Source organism: Mesorhizobium sp. P2_E7 (assembly GCF_056403855.1).
On the sequence record NZ_JBFUER010000001.1, the window covers coordinates 837,544 to 850,222 of the forward strand.

General features: G+C 62.2%; 14 protein-coding genes. 10 read left to right on the forward strand and 4 right to left on the reverse strand.

Features of this window, described 5'->3' with window-relative positions; translation table 11 throughout:
* The first annotated feature begins 75 nt into the window (after positions 1 to 75).
* The 7 genes from AC1DYC_RS04210 (at position 76) to AC1DYC_RS04240 (ending at position 5,217) form a co-directional block, all read left to right on the forward strand.
* The gene (locus tag AC1DYC_RS04210; protein ID WP_477404218.1) at positions 76 to 897 is read left to right on the forward strand and encodes an enoyl-CoA hydratase; all 822 of its coding nucleotides are present in this window, start codon (positions 76 to 78) and stop codon (positions 895 to 897) included.
* 12 nt (positions 898 to 909) lie between these two features.
* Complete coding sequence (locus tag AC1DYC_RS04215; protein ID WP_477404220.1) at positions 910 to 1,332, forward strand: VOC family protein; 423 nt, start codon at positions 910 to 912, stop codon at positions 1,330 to 1,332.
* A 6-nt stretch (positions 1,333 to 1,338) separates the two neighbouring features.
* On the forward strand, positions 1,339 to 2,121 hold the full coding sequence (locus tag AC1DYC_RS04220) for an AAA family ATPase (RefSeq protein ID WP_477404222.1): 783 nt from the start codon (positions 1,339 to 1,341) through the stop codon (positions 2,119 to 2,121).
* 10 nt (positions 2,122 to 2,131) lie between these two features.
* On the forward strand, positions 2,132 to 2,884 hold the full coding sequence (locus AC1DYC_RS04225) for a GNAT family N-acetyltransferase (protein WP_477404224.1): 753 nt from the start codon (positions 2,132 to 2,134) through the stop codon (positions 2,882 to 2,884).
* Positions 2,881 to 3,402 carry a CoA-binding protein gene (locus AC1DYC_RS04230; RefSeq protein ID WP_477404226.1) on the forward strand — a complete coding sequence of 174 codons (522 nt, stop codon included), beginning with the start codon at positions 2,881 to 2,883 and terminating at the stop codon, positions 3,400 to 3,402. The genes AC1DYC_RS04225 and AC1DYC_RS04230 overlap by 4 nt, the downstream gene beginning before the upstream one ends.
* Positions 3,403 to 3,583: 181 nt before the next feature.
* Entirely contained in the window at positions 3,584 to 4,864 is a 1,281-nt protein-coding gene (locus AC1DYC_RS04235) for an O-acetylhomoserine aminocarboxypropyltransferase (protein ID WP_477404228.1), read from the forward strand.
* A gap of 2 nt (positions 4,865 to 4,866) precedes the next feature.
* The gene (locus AC1DYC_RS04240; protein ID WP_477404230.1) at positions 4,867 to 5,217 is read left to right on the forward strand and encodes a cupin domain-containing protein; all 351 of its coding nucleotides are present in this window, start codon (positions 4,867 to 4,869) and stop codon (positions 5,215 to 5,217) included.
* 13 nt (positions 5,218 to 5,230) lie between these two features.
* Here the strand turns inward: AC1DYC_RS04240 and AC1DYC_RS04245 are convergent, their stop codons facing one another.
* The 3 genes from AC1DYC_RS04245 to AC1DYC_RS04255 are packed head-to-tail and all read right to left on the reverse strand — an operon-like array spanning position 5,231 to position 8,307.
* A complete protein-coding gene (locus tag AC1DYC_RS04245) occupies positions 5,231 to 5,935 on the reverse strand; it encodes a transporter substrate-binding domain-containing protein (RefSeq protein WP_477404232.1) in 705 nt (234 codons plus the stop codon).
* A gap of 42 nt (positions 5,936 to 5,977) precedes the next feature.
* Positions 5,978 to 7,039, reverse strand: a complete 1,062-nt coding sequence (locus AC1DYC_RS04250; protein ID WP_477404234.1) for a hypothetical protein — start codon at positions 7,037 to 7,039, stop codon at positions 5,978 to 5,980.
* A gap of 20 nt (positions 7,040 to 7,059) precedes the next feature.
* On the reverse strand, positions 7,060 to 8,307 hold the full coding sequence (locus AC1DYC_RS04255) for a cytochrome P450 (protein WP_477404236.1): 1,248 nt from the start codon (positions 8,305 to 8,307) through the stop codon (positions 7,060 to 7,062).
* A gap of 103 nt (positions 8,308 to 8,410) precedes the next feature.
* On the opposite strand from AC1DYC_RS04255, the gene AC1DYC_RS04260 reads away from it, so the two are divergent.
* On the forward strand, positions 8,411 to 9,505 hold the full coding sequence (locus AC1DYC_RS04260) for an NAD(P)/FAD-dependent oxidoreductase (RefSeq protein ID WP_477404238.1): 1,095 nt from the start codon (positions 8,411 to 8,413) through the stop codon (positions 9,503 to 9,505).
* A gap of 1 nt (position 9,506) precedes the next feature.
* Here the strand turns inward: AC1DYC_RS04260 and AC1DYC_RS04265 are convergent, their stop codons facing one another.
* Complete coding sequence (locus AC1DYC_RS04265) at positions 9,507 to 10,097, reverse strand: hypothetical protein (RefSeq protein WP_477404240.1); 591 nt, start codon at positions 10,095 to 10,097, stop codon at positions 9,507 to 9,509.
* A 316-nt stretch (positions 10,098 to 10,413) separates the two neighbouring features.
* On the opposite strand from AC1DYC_RS04265, the gene clpP reads away from it, so the two are divergent.
* Positions 10,414 to 11,043: an ATP-dependent Clp endopeptidase proteolytic subunit ClpP gene (gene clpP / locus AC1DYC_RS04270; protein ID WP_436259655.1), complete on the forward strand. Its 630-nt coding sequence runs from the start codon at positions 10,414 to 10,416 to the stop codon at positions 11,041 to 11,043.
* A 294-nt stretch (positions 11,044 to 11,337) separates the two neighbouring features.
* Positions 11,338 to 12,612 (forward strand): ATP-dependent Clp protease ATP-binding subunit ClpX, encoded by a 1,275-nt coding sequence (gene clpX, locus AC1DYC_RS04275; RefSeq protein WP_023682305.1) that lies wholly within the window; start codon positions 11,338 to 11,340, stop codon positions 12,610 to 12,612.
* Positions 12,613 to 12,679 lie beyond the last annotated feature (67 nt).

Genomic DNA, 12,679 nt, shown 5'->3' on the forward strand with positions numbered 1-12,679 from the left:
GCGATGGGTGTTGATGAAACCCAATCCGATATTAGATAGTCTGGCGGCGCCCAGCGGAATCGCGGAGACCTTATCGTGGCCGAAATCCTTGCCATCAAACCTGCTGCCATAGATGGGCCGGTCACTGCCAGGCTGGACAAGGGCGTGCTGCGCCTGACCCTCGCCAATCCGCCCGCCAACGCTTTGTCGCTTGCCGTCGTGGCGGCGCTGAGCGCCGAGCTCGATCAGGCCAAGGCCAACAAATCCGTCCGGGTCATCGTCCTGGCGGCGGCCGGAAAGGTCTTTTGCGCCGGCCACGACCTCAAGGAGATGACCGCGCGCCGCGCCGACGCTGACAAAGGCAAGGCGTTCTTCGAGCAGACATTTTCGGCTTGCGCGGCGTTGATGCAGGCAATTGTTCGCCATCCCCTGCCGATAATCGCTGAAGTTGACGGGCTCGCCACCGCGGCAGGGCTGCAACTGGTTGCCAGCTGCGATCTCGCCATTGCCTCGCATGAGGCCACCTTCTGCACGCCGGGCGTCAATATAGGCCTGTTCTGTTCGACGCCGATGGTGGCGCTGTCGCGCAACGTCTCGCGCAAGCAGGCGATGGAAATGCTGCTGACCGGCGAGACCATCGATGCCGCGACGGCCAAGGAATTCGGCCTCATCAACCGCGTCGTGCCGCGCGAATACCTGAATCAGATCGTCACCAAATACGCACAAACCATTGCTTCCAAATCATCTTTGGTGATCAAGACAGGCAAGGAGGCCTTTTACGCGCAGGCCGAAATGGGGCTGGCCGACGCGTACGCCTATACCGGCCGCGTCATGGTCGAGAACATGCTGGCGCGTGATGCGGAAGAAGGCATTGGTGCGTTCATCGGCAAACGCAAACCGGAATGGACGGACGAATAGGTTTTTCGACCCATGGAACCGCGCATCTCCATCATAACCGTAGCCACCGACGATCTCGACCGCGCCGTGCGCTTTTATGAGGGCATGGGCCTCAAGCGCCATGCCGGCATCACCGACGGCGTCGCCTTCTTCCAGATGGGTGGCGCCATTCTCGGCCTGTTTCCGCGGCCAAGCGCCGAGGAGGATTCCGGCATCAGCTTCGCCAAGGCGCCGTCGGCGGTCTATCTCGCCTACAACACCCGCTCCGACGCCGAGGTCGACGAGGTGCTCGCCATGGCAGAGAAGGCCGGCGGCAGGATCGTCAAGCCGGCCGGCCGCGCCTTCTGGGGCGGTTGGTATGGCTATTTCGCTGATGCCGACGGTCATGTCTGGGAAGTCGCCCACAATCCGGCCTTCCCGATCGCGGAAGACGGTACTATCTCGCTGCCCGACTGATCCCGCATGGCGTACCGCAAGCAACTGACGCGGCTAAAGGCGCCCTATCTCAAACGCATCCTGATTGATCCGGCGCGGGTCGAGGATTGGGAACAATATCCCCGGAACCTGCCGCTGTTTCGCGGCCGCGAATTCGAACTTGAATTCACCACGCCGATCACCATCATTGTCGGCGAGAACGGCACCAGCAAATCCACCCTGCTCGAAGCCATCGGCGCTTTGGCCGGCTACGACGAAGCCGGCGGCGGCAAGGGCTACAGGCCGGTCGACCATTCCATTGCCATCGACAAGAGCGGTGCCGCACTGGCCAACACCTTTCGCGGCCACTGGCTGCCAAAAGTCACCGCGGGCTGGTTCTTTCGTGCCGAGTCTTTTTACTCCGTTGCCCGCTATCTCGACAAAGCGGCGTTGGAAGACCCGTTCAAGCCACCGCCGCCGGATTTCCTGTCCTGGTCGCATGGCGAGGGCTTTATCCGCTTCTTCGAGGAGCGCTGCCGCCGGCAAGGCATCTACATCCTCGACGAGCCCGAAAGCGCGCTATCGCCGTCGCGGCAGATCGAACTCTTGAAGATGCTGCGGCGCATGGACCAGTCGGGGACAGCGCAAGTGATCATGGCCACGCATTCGCCGCTGTTGATGGCCTGTCCGGGGGCTAGGCTGTTCCGCATCAGCCGTTTCGGCCTCGACCCGACCGATTTCAGCGATACCGACCATTTTCGCATGATGCGCGACTTCTGCACCGACCCGCAGGCGTTTATGGAAGAGGCGCTGCGGGAAGACGACGAGTGACGGTGCGGGCATGAGCGACGATCTCAACTGGCAGAGCGAACAGGCTTGCCGCGAAGCCTGGCCGGCAGCGGTGGAGACGGTTTTCGACGGCTGGCTTCTCAGGCGCTCCGGCGGCCGGATCCGGCGCAGCAATTCGGTAAATCCCTTGCGGGGCAAGCGCGGCACGCCTGAGAGCGTGCTCGATGTTGGCGAGGCATTCTATCTCGATCATGGCCAGACGCCGCTGTTCCGGGTTCCCGACATCGCCGCCGAAATGGACACGCTGCTCGGCCGCCGCGGCTACGATTTCGAAGGCGGAACCATCCACCTCTATGGCGGGATTGATGAGTTGGTGGATATCAGCGACGAGCACGTCACCGTGTCGCCGACGCCCAGCGAGGACTGGTTCGCGGCGCGGTTCCGCATGGGTGCTTATGACGAGGCTGATCGCCGCGTCTTTCGCGAAATGCCCGGTCTGATCATCGGCGACAAGGCGTTCGTATCCTGCGAGCGTGACAGCGAAATTGCCGCTTTGGCCTATGGCGTCATCCGTGATGGCCTGCTTGTGGTGGAGTCGGTCGAGACCGACAGCCGGTTCAGGCAGCAAGGCCTCGGCCGCAAGACGGTCGGCAGCCTGATCGGCTGGGCCCGGCGGGCAGGGGCCTCGGCGGCCTGCCTGCAGGTCGTCGCCGACAATGCGCCGGGCCGCGCGCTCTATGCTTCGCTTGGGTTCACCAAAGAACTCTACCGCTATCACTACCGCAGGAAGGCAATTGCCGGATGAACCACGACGCGTACGACAATGTCTATATCGGCGGCATCCTCAATTCGGTGAAGACCATCGCCATGGTCGGCGCGTCGGCCAATGACGTCAGGCCGAGCTTTTTCGTGCTGAAATACCTGCTGGCCAAGGGTTTTTTGGTCTTCCCGATCAATCCCGGACAGGCCGGCAAGGAAATCCTTGGCCGCACAGTCTATGCTAGCCTGGCCGATCTGCCGGGTCCGGTCGATATGGTCGACATTTTTCGGGCCTCCGCTGCAGTGCCCGGCATTCTCGATCAGGTGCTGAAGCTCAATCCCTTGCCGAAGGTGATCTGGATGCAGCTTGGCGTGCGCAATGACGAGGCGGCGGCGCGCGCCGAAGCGGCCGGCATCAAGGTGGTGATGAACCGCTGCCCCAAGATCGAATATGGCAAGCTGTCGGGCGAGATCGGCTGGACCGGTGTCAACTCGGGTGTGCTGTCATCGAAGAAGCCGCTGATGCGGCCGGGATTCCAGAGTTTTGGCGTGCGCCAGAAATAGACCGCGACCCCGAAAGGTATGCTCGGTTCCCAGGCGAGCAAAATTATTCCGGGAAGCGATGAAGTTCCCCGCGCGTTCATCGTAGATCGCTTGCCGAAAGGTATTTTCTTCTTTGCATTCGTGGCTGCGGTTCGCCAAGAATGCCCACGATTTTCAGAAGGTTCAGGAGAGGGAGGTTTCGATGACCCGTACGCCCGGTTTCAACACGCTCGCCGTCCATGCCGGCGCCAAGCCCGACCCGGCGACCGGCGCACGCGCCACGCCGATCTACCAGACGACCTCCTTCGTCTTTGACGATGCCGACCACGCCGCCTCGCTGTTCGGGCTGAAGGCGTTCGGCAACATCTACACCCGCATCATGAACCCGACCCAGGCGGTGCTGGAAGAGCGGATCGCAGCACTTGAAGGCGGCACGGCAGCACTTGCCGTCGCCTCCGGCCATGCCGCTCAGGTGCTGGTGTTCCACAATCTCCTGACGCCCGGCGACAATTTCGTCGCTGCGACAAGGCTTTACGGCGGCTCGATCAACCAGTTCGGCCACGCCTTCAAGAACTACGGCTGGGAGGTGCGCTGGGCCGACACCAATGACATCTCGACCTTCGAGAGCCAGATCGACGACAAGACCAAGGCGATCTTCATCGAGAGCCTGGCCAATCCGGGCGGCACTTTCGTCGATATCGAAAAGATCGGCGACATCGCCCGCAAGCACGGCCTGCCGCTGATCGTCGACAACACGCTGGCCTCACCCTATCTGGTGCGGCCGATCGAGCATGGCGCCGACATCGTCGTCCATTCGCTGACGAAATTCATCGGTGGCCACGGCAATTCGATCGGCGGCGCCATTGTCGACGGCGGCACTTTCGACTGGTCGAAATCGGGCAAGTACCCGATGCTGTCGGAGCCGCGGCCCGAATATGGCGGCCTCGTTCTGCACGAAACCTTCGGCAATTTCGCTTTCGCCATTGCCGCCCGCGTGCTTGGCCTGCGCGACCTTGGCCCGGCGATCTCGCCCTTCAACGCCTTCCTGATCCTGACTGGGCTGGAGACCTTGCCGCTCAGGATGCAGCGCCATTGCGACAATGCGGTCACCGTCGCCGGCTGGCTGTCCAACCACCCCAAGGTCGCCTGGGTGAACTATCCCGGCCTGCCCGGCGACAAGAACAACGCGCTGCAGAAGAAATACTCGCCGCTCGGCGCCGGCGCAGTCTTCACCTTCGGCCTGAAGGGTGGGTACGAGGCCGGCGTCAAATTCGTCGAGGCGCTCGAACTGTTTTCGCATCTGGCCAATGTCGGCGACACCAAGTCGCTGGTCATCCACCCGGCCTCGACCACGCACCGCCAGTTGTCCGACGAGCAGAAGGTCAAGGCCGGTGCGGGTCCGGACACGGTCCGGCTTTCCGTCGGCATCGAGGATGTCAACGACATCGTCGCCGATCTCGAACAGGCCCTGGCCAAGGTTTGATCATGGCCGATCCAAAATTCCTGTCCGTTGGTGTCGACAGTGTCGACGCCGAGCATGGCGCGCCGGCGCCGGATCGCCTGATTGCGGGCGATCCAAAATTCCGCACCTGGAATGTCGAGGAGCGCGATGGCGGCCTCTATGCCGGGATATGGGAAGCCACACCCGGCAAATGGCGCATCGTCTATGATGAGTGGGAGTTCTGCCACATCCTGTCAGGTGTCTCGGTGGTGACCGAGGACGGTGGCGACGCCCGCACCGTGCGTGCCGGCGATAGTTTTGTGCTGAGGCCCGGCTTCAAGGGCAGCTGGGAAGTGCTTGAAACGACTCGCAAGGAGTATGTGATCAAGCTCTAGCCAGCGGTCGAATTCACAGAAGGCGATCGATCTCGGCGCCTGAAAATCCGTGCTCGCTCATCATCTCGCGGTGCCAGGAACTGCCCAGCACATCGTCGAGGCAGGAATCGATACGCCGGCGCAACGCCGCATTGCCCTTTGCCAGCGCAAAGGCACCAGCAGCCGGCTGTTTTTCCGCCGCGGGAACGTCGATGACGGTGAGCGGCGCATCGGGGTGCCTGCCGACATAGCCGCGATGCGCCATGGCGACGCTGGCATAGGCATGCACCGCACCGGCAGCGACTGCGGCAGCCGCTTCACCCTGCGTGGCGAAGACCTTGATGCGCTCGGGCGGAACACCGTTTTGCAGGGCTGTCTGGTGTTGGATCTGGCCTGATATTATGCCGATCAAGGCTGTCTGATCCTCGGCAACGGACCGGTAGCCGTCGAAGGCACGCGGGTTGCCCTTGGCGACCAGAAGCCCGTCAGCCAGCATCCAGATCGGCCGGGTGAAGTCGACAAGCATCCTGCGCTCTTCCGACACGAACAGGCCCGTCGTCATGTCCCATCGACCATCGACCAGCCCGGGGAGCAATTCGGCAAACTCAGTCTCGGCCGGTGAAAATGCCTCCGCCAGCAGTGCGCAGACTTTCTCCGCCAGCTTGGCGTCGCAACCGTTAAGTGCCTCGGAGGGATCGGTAAAGCAGAAGGGAGGTTCTTGCAGGAACGCGAATCTCATCGGCTCGACCCTATCATTCCGGCGCTTGTAGCTGGCGGTCGACTATTTCGCCGGAAATTGGCTGAGACATGCGTCGGAGGCCTTGTCGTGCTCGGCCAAAAGGTCGGCGTTTCCGGCATCGACATCACTATCGGATATCTCATCGCGATAATATTGCGTCAGCAGGTCCAGCCCTTCCTGCTTCACGCCTTGTGTCGGCATTTCGCGGGCAAGGCAGCCACAGAGGCCAAGCGCCCGGTCGGGCGTCCCGACCTTGCGGTTGCCCAGGATGAAATCCTGCGTAGGGCAGGCACTGATGAACTCATTGAATTCGAGTTTCTCTTGCGTCTGGTCGCCATGGTTGAAGTAAGCCGGCTGCCACTGGCTCTTGCCGCCGATGATATCGCAGCCGGTTGCGGTGTCGCTTGCGCTGGTGGCGATGGCCTGCCAGGCCTTCTCCTTGTCGCCCGTCGGATAGTCGAACTTCTCGCCCAGAGAGGCGGCATACTGATCGAGGTCGGCCTGTGCGAAACCGATCGCCTGAAAGCGATTGAACTGGCACTGACATTCGCCGGCGACCCTTTCGGCCTCGCCCTCTTCGGGCTGCTCGTTTGACCTGCTTTTCTGGCAGGCAGCGATGAAGCCGGCACCGTCGAGCGAGGTGGCAGGGAAGGTCGAGACATCAGCATAGCGATCGCCCGTCCAGCCAAACTGCTTCCGGTTGAGCTGCAGGTCGATGAAGCCGTTGCGCTTGAAAGCGCCGAGCCCGACCCTGTCCGGGGGCGTCAGCCTGGCACCCGGAATGTCGCCGAGAACCTCACGATAGCTGTCGCCTTCCAGCACGAACAGGAACAGTCCGCACTTCACCCCGTCGTAGGCGGGATCCGAGACATAGACATAGAGTTCGGAGAACCCGTCGAGATTGAAATCGACCTCATAGGCCCAGAACTTGTCCGCGGGCACTGCAGCACCCGTCTGGCGTTGAAGCAGGGGCCCTGCCAGGGCACGGGCGATGGCGTCGCTGTTTTCCTGCGGAATGTTTTGTTGTTGCGCCCATGCGCTGGCGATGCTGGCGCACAGCAGCGCGAGGGCGAACGCCACCGCCCGTGTCGAAAACAAGTTCATACCGCCACCCCGGCCTCGCGTCAGAACCCGACGGCGAGCCTTTCCAGCCCATGGAAGTGGTAAGTGTCGCGGAAGCGCGGCTCCTCCGCAAGATGGAGGTGCGGCTGCCGTTCGAACAGGGTTTTTAGCGACACCTGCAATTCCAGCCGCGCCAGCGGCGCGCCGATGCAGAAATGAATGCCTGCCCCGAACGACACATTTTTTTGATCCGCCCGGCCGGGCCGGAAGGCGCCAGGTTCGGCAAAGGCAAGCGGGTCATGGTTGGCCATGCCGAGCAGCAGGCCGATCGTCTCGCCCGGTTGTACGACAACCCCTGATGTCACCTCGATCTCCTGGTAGGCGTAGCGGGTGAACATATGCAGCGGCGCGTCGAAGCGCAGGCATTCCTCGACCGTGGCCGCAGTCGCCTCCGGCGAGGTGAAGAAGCGGCTGGGGTCGCCGCCTTGCGCTAAGAGCGTGTGCACGGCGTTGCCTGTCTGGTGGACCGTCGCCTCATGCCCGGCATTGAGCAAAAGAATGGCGGACGAGACCAGTTCGTCCTCCGACAGTTTCTGGCCATCCTCCTGCGCCGCGATCAGCAGCGACAACAGATCGTCGCCCGGCTTTTTGCGCCGCTCGGCGACATAGCCGCGCAAGAAGTCGGAAAAATCGCGCGCCGCGCGATTGGCCGTTTCCTCGATCTCGCGCGTGCGGCTGTGCATGTACATGGCCACCATCTGGTGCGACCAGTCGAGCAACTGCGGCCCCATCTCGACCGGCACGCCGAGCATTTCGGCGATGATGGTGATCGGCAATGGCGAGGCGAAGGCAGGCAGCAGATCGATCTTGTCCGGTTCGAAGCGGTCGATAAGCTCATTGGCGAGCGCTTCGACGCGGGGTCTCAACCGTTCGACCTGCCGCGAGACGAAGGCGCGGTTGACCAGCGTCCGCAGCCTGGTGTGCACGGGTGGTTCCAACTCCAGCATCGAATTGGTCTCGATGCCATCGAAGGCGGCAAGATGCGAGCGATCCATGCCGACGCCGCGTCTGTCGGGAACACCGGTCGGGCTCTGCCGGCCGAAGCGGCGGTCGCGCAACAGCCGGTTGACGTCGTCGAAGCCGCCAAAACACCAGAAGCCGAATTCTTCCCAGAAGAAGGCGTTCGATCGGCCATGCAGGAAGGCGTAGGCGTCGTAAGGGTTCTGGAAAAACGCCGGCTCGTGCGGATCGAGCCGAAGGCGGCGCGCGGCTGGATCAAAGGAGAGGTAGGGCGGCATGGATTTGGTCATGCCAGACCATTAGCGCGGCTTGCCAGCCTGGTGCCAGACCGTATGTTGCCCACCCGAAGCCAATGGATTGAGCCAGCCGAACGGGCTGCGGAAAGACGGTGCGATGAATGTGATCGTGGTCGGTGCAGGCATTGCCGGGCTTTCGACGGCATGGTCGCTCGTCAAGGCAGGCCATAGCGTTTCCATCGTCGAACAAGGGCCGATTCCCAATCCGCTCGCCGCCTCGGGCGACCATCACCGCATCATCCGCCGCGCCTACCTGCCCGGGGCAGGCTATGGCAGGCTGATCACCGAGGCGTATGCGGCCTGGGACGAGATGTGGGCCGATCTCGGCGAAAGCCATCTCGATGTCAGGGGCTTCCTCTGCGTTTCGCGCGAGCCGGGCGACAAGGCCGAGCAATACCGCGAACAGGCGAATTTCGCGTTCGACCTGCTTGAACCCGAGGCAGCCGTCGAACGCTGGCCGTTCCTCGAACCGGGTTCGATCCGCTACGCCTATGTCTCGCCCGAAGGCGGCGCGCTGCATTGCCGCAAGATCGCGTCCGGCCTGGCCGAATGGCTGCGGACAAACGGCGCCAATGTCTATGAAAACGCCAGGGTTGTGAAAGTCGACGCCGAGGCGGGTCACATCGTGCTTGCCACAGGCGAAACCATGCAGGCCGACCGTATCGTCGTCACCGCCGGCGCCTGGGTGCTGAAACTGTTTCCGGAACTCGGCGGCGACTTGAAAACCTTTCGCAACGCGCTTGCCTATGTCGAACCGCCGGCGGACCTCAAGGCGGCGTGGGAAGCGGCCCCAATCTTCTTCGATGTCGGTGGCGGCACCAACGGCTACATGATCCCGCTGTCGCGCGGCGCTGGCATGAAATTCGGCTCAGCCCTGCACAAGGTGCCGACCAGCGACGCCGACTGGAACCGCGAGCCGGTGCCGGGCGAGGGGGAGGCGATCCGCAACCTGTTTTCGCCGCCACTTGCCCGCATCGGAGAGTACAGGGTGACCGACGTCGTCACTTGCGCCTACACCTTCACGGCGGACGAGAAGTTTTTTGCACACGAGAAAGGCAGGTGCCTGGTCGTCTCCGCCTGTTCCGGCCATGGCTACAAATTCGGCGCTGCGGTCGGTAGGCGCGTCGCCGCCGCGCTTGGAGATGGCGATATTGTCGGTCTTAAGAAATGGCTGCGGGCAGAAGTGGCCTAAGCTAATCCTGGCAGTGCCTCGCAATATGCACGCGACGCCAACTGGTTGAGCCTTCCTGCACCACCACACGGCGCGCCACCCTTTGGTACGACGGCGCAATCTCGGTGACGTCCCGCCGCTCGGGCCGCACCAGCACTTCGTGCGCAACGCTCTCATATTCGGCCGGCAGCACGACCCGGCGCGTACGCGCGGGTTCAACCACCACCGTTTCGGCAACACGTGCGTAGCGGGCCTTGCGCCAGACCTTGCACAGCACCCGGCGGCCGTGGATGACGCGCCATTCCCAGGCATAGCCGCCATCGTCTACCTGGACCGTCCGGTAAACGGTGCGGGTTCTGGCCGGCACGACCTCATAGGTGACGCGAGGCGGTGCGATCTGCTCGACGCGCTCGTACGTGCCATAGATCGGCGGGTCGTAGTCGACCAGCTGCCCGCCGGGGCTGACCATGACATCTTCATAGACCGTGTCATAGAGCGCCGGCCTGTGCACCGGCTCGTAGCACTCGACGGCCCGGCCGCCGGCGACCGCTTCGGACACCATGCCGAGACCGGCAAGGCCGGCGATGGCCAAGGAAGCTGTTTTCCTGATCATGACACTCCCCCTGTTTGAACGCGAAAACGTGAGGTTCAACGTTGAATTGTAGGGTATGGTTCTCCTGGGGAAAGCGGTTTCACCGCATTTCGTTAAGCAATGCGGTTAAGGAATTGCTACACCCGAAAACACGGCCGGCCGCGTTCGGGCTCCCTTGCGCGGAAACCTTGATTCGACTTAACCAGATGGCTAGGAGAAGGCGGCCTTGCGCTAGGGTGAGCCGGCATCCTATTTACATCCTAACCGTCCAGAACCGATTCTGCCCGATTGCTCATATTCCCGGCGCCGGAATCCCCATCTCCAAAAAGGGATAGTCATGAAGAACCCCGTCGAAACCTACATGAACCTCGTTCCGATGGTGGTCGAGCAGACCAATCGCGGCGAGCGGGCCTACGACATTTTCTCGCGCCTGCTGAAAGAGCGCATCATTTTCATCACCGGCCCGGTCGAAGACGGCATGGCGACGCTGGTTTGTGCGCAGCTTTTGTTCCTCGAGGCCGAAAATCCGAAGAAAGAGATCAACCTCTACATCAACTCGCCGGGCGGCGTGGTGACCTCGGGCATGGCGATCTACGACACCATGCAGTTCATCAAGCCGGCGGTGTCGACGCTGTGCATCGGCCAGGCGGCGTCGATGGGTTCGCTGCTTCTGACCGCCGGCCACAAGGACATGCGTTTTGCCACGCCGAACGCCCGCATCATGGTGCACCAGCCTTCCGGCGGCTTCCAGGGGCAGGCTTCCGACATCGAGCGCCACGCCCAGGACATCATCAAGCTGAAGCGCCGCCTCAACGAGGTTTACGTCAAGCACACCGGCAAGAGCTACGAAGAGATCGAAAAGACGCTCGACCGCGACCATTTCATGACCGCCGACGAAGCCAGGGATTTCGGCCTCATCGACAAGGTCATTTCGTCGCGCGAGCCGGTCGAAGGCGCTGCCGCATAAGGCTGCATGGCAGTTGGATGGCGGTATAACGCGCTTTTGCTGGGATTTGCGGCATTTCGGCCACAATTGGCTGTTCCCTCGGCGGATGGGATTGCCTACGTTAATGCTATGTTGATTTTCGACGGCTTAGCTTTGTGCGGGGTTGGCGCGAATCATTGCTACGTTTTCTGATTTGTGTTTCGTACGGATTGCGTTGCGGGAGCCGGGACACTGGCGGCGGCGAATTCCCGCGATAGATAGAATATGCGCCGTTCCGGCCAGACGATCGGCGGGCGGCGATGAAAGGACAGGAAAATGAGCAAGGTCGGCAACAACAGCGGTGATTCCAAGAACACGCTTTATTGCTCGTTTTGCGGCAAAAGCCAGCACGAGGTGCGCAAGCTGATCGCCGGCCCGACGGTGTTCATCTGCGACGAGTGCGTCGAGCTCTGCATGGACATCATCCGCGAGGAAAACAAAACCTCGATGGTGAAGTCGCGCGAGGGCGTGCCCACCCCGCAGGAGATCCTGAAGGTTCTCGACGACTATGTCATCGGCCAGCCCTACGCCAAGCGCGTGCTGTCGGTGGCCGTGCACAACCACTACAAGCGCCTGGCGCATGCCGGCAAGAACAACGACGTCGAACTGGCGAAGTCCAACATCCTGCTGATCGGCCCGACCGGCTGCGGCAAGACGCTGCTGGCCCAGACGCTGGCCCGCATCATCGACGTTCCCTTCACCATGGCCGACGCCACGACCCTGACCGAAGCCGGTTATGTCGGTGAGGACGTCGAAAACATCATTCTGAAGCTCTTGCAGTCGGCCGACTACAATGTCGAGCGCGCCCAGCGCGGCATCGTCTACATCGACGAAATCGACAAGATTTCGCGCAAGTCCGACAATCCCTCGATCACCCGCGATGTGTCGGGCGAGGGCGTGCAGCAGGCGCTGCTGAAGATCATGGAAGGCACCGTCGCCTCCGTGCCACCGCAGGGCGGCAGGAAGCATCCGCAGCAGGAATTCCTGCAGGTCGACACCGCCAACATCCTGTTCATCTGCGGCGGCGCCTTCGCCGGGCTGGACAAGATCATCTCGGATCGCGGCAGGAAGACTTCCATCGGCTTCGGCGCCATCGTCGCTTCGCCCGAGGACCGTCGCACCGGCGACGTGTTCCGCCTGGTCGAGCCCGAGGATCTCCTGAAGTTCGGCCTGATCCCTGAGTTTGTCGGCCGTCTGCCGGTTCTGGCGACGCTGGAAGACCTCGACGAGCCGGCGCTGATCCAGATCCTGACCGAGCCGAAGAACGCGTTGGTCAAGCAGTACCAGCGGCTGTTCGAGATGGAGAGTGTCGACCTGACCTTCCACGAGAATGCGCTGTCGGCGATCGCCAAGCGCGCCATCGAGCGCAAGACCGGCGCCCGCGGCCTGCGCTCGATCATGGAAGCGATCCTGCTCGACACCATGTTCGAACTGCCCGCGCTGGAAGGCGTGCGCGAAGTGGTGATTTCGGAAGAGGTGGTGACCGGCAGCGCCCGGCCGCTCTACATCTATTCCGAGCAGAAGGAAAAGAAGGGCAACGTCAGCGCGTAAGCTGTTTGAGGCCTGAAGCCTTTGATTTTGAACGGCGCCTGCGGGCGCCGTTTGCTTTTGGCGGATT

What these genes read in the sequence shown, in the direction of transcription:
- AC1DYC_RS04215 (WP_477404220.1), top strand. Translation starts at nt 910, where the DNA reads ATGGAACCGCGCATCTCCATCATAACCGTAGCCACCGACGATCTCGAC.
- AC1DYC_RS04220 (WP_477404222.1), top strand. Translation starts at nt 1,339, where the DNA reads ATGGCGTACCGCAAGCAACTGACGCGGCTAAAGGCGCCCTATCTCAAA.
- AC1DYC_RS04225 (WP_477404224.1), top strand. Translation starts at nt 2,132, where the DNA reads ATGAGCGACGATCTCAACTGGCAGAGCGAACAGGCTTGCCGCGAAGCC.
- AC1DYC_RS04230 (WP_477404226.1), top strand. Translation starts at nt 2,881, where the DNA reads ATGAACCACGACGCGTACGACAATGTCTATATCGGCGGCATCCTCAAT.
- AC1DYC_RS04235 (WP_477404228.1), top strand. Translation starts at nt 3,584, where the DNA reads ATGACCCGTACGCCCGGTTTCAACACGCTCGCCGTCCATGCCGGCGCC.
- AC1DYC_RS04240 (WP_477404230.1), top strand. Translation starts at nt 4,867, where the DNA reads ATGGCCGATCCAAAATTCCTGTCCGTTGGTGTCGACAGTGTCGACGCC.
- AC1DYC_RS04245 (WP_477404232.1), bottom strand. Translation starts at nt 5,935, where the DNA reads ATGAGATTCGCGTTCCTGCAAGAACCTCCCTTCTGCTTTACCGATCCC.
- AC1DYC_RS04250 (WP_477404234.1), bottom strand. Translation starts at nt 7,039, where the DNA reads ATGAACTTGTTTTCGACACGGGCGGTGGCGTTCGCCCTCGCGCTGCTG.
- AC1DYC_RS04255 (WP_477404236.1), bottom strand. Translation starts at nt 8,307, where the DNA reads ATGACCAAATCCATGCCGCCCTACCTCTCCTTTGATCCAGCCGCGCGC.
- AC1DYC_RS04260 (WP_477404238.1), top strand. Translation starts at nt 8,411, where the DNA reads ATGAATGTGATCGTGGTCGGTGCAGGCATTGCCGGGCTTTCGACGGCA.
- AC1DYC_RS04265 (WP_477404240.1), bottom strand. Translation starts at nt 10,097, where the DNA reads ATGATCAGGAAAACAGCTTCCTTGGCCATCGCCGGCCTTGCCGGTCTC.
- clpP (WP_436259655.1), top strand. Translation starts at nt 10,414, where the DNA reads ATGAAGAACCCCGTCGAAACCTACATGAACCTCGTTCCGATGGTGGTC.
- clpX (WP_023682305.1), top strand. Translation starts at nt 11,338, where the DNA reads ATGAGCAAGGTCGGCAACAACAGCGGTGATTCCAAGAACACGCTTTAT.